Origin of the sequence: Jeotgalicoccus aerolatus (genome assembly GCF_014635205.1) — a bacterium.
In the GTDB taxonomy this organism is placed as follows: Bacteria; Bacillota; Bacilli; order Staphylococcales; family Salinicoccaceae; genus Jeotgalicoccus; species Jeotgalicoccus aerolatus.
In genome coordinates, this window is sequence record NZ_BMCN01000014.1 from 1 (window position 1) to 574 (window position 574).

Annotated in this window: 1 protein-coding gene; it reads right to left on the bottom strand. The window is 46.5% G+C overall.

From position 1 onward, the window contains the following. Positions 1 to 133: 133 nt before the first annotated feature. Positions 134 to 574 (bottom strand): lysozyme family protein (locus IEU81_RS11145; protein WP_229715014.1); only part of this gene is annotated, 441 nt, incomplete at its 5' end.

Consider the following 574-nt stretch of genomic DNA (forward strand, 5'->3'; position numbering starts at 1 on the left):
ATTGTCACTACAGGGCCCAGGGCTCAGAGACGAGTTAGCTTCAAGGGGGTACAAAGAAGCAAAACGAGGTAGCCACGGGGCAGAGGAGTTCCAGGAACAGAAAGAGGACGGAAGCAGCAAAGACAGCAGGTGTTCACAACTTCTCACAGAGCCACTGATCCAGCTTCTCAGAACAGAGTGCTTTATGGGCCAACCAGTAGTTAATTCCTACTTTATCCAGAATCTTCTTGACACACATAATGTCATCAGTAAGATCATCATCCAGGAACTTGTCACAGGAGATGTTACAGATGTTGCTTGAGTGAGGGTTCTGGTCGTCTTTGCACCAAATTTTATTATTTATCTGGAAGAGTCCATATTCTGTGCTGTCATTGTTTTGTACTATGGCTTGTGTGTCATAACCACTGGTATGAAACGTGGTACAGACCCATTCAGGCAAACTGACACCTCCGTAGCCCTTCAAGTCTTTCAGCTCCCGGAACACCTCACATTTTGTTAACTGTTCAGCCTGGGTGGCATGGAATAGGATGCCTACCAGGAGCAGAGAGACAAAGGACATCATTTTGGTTACCCC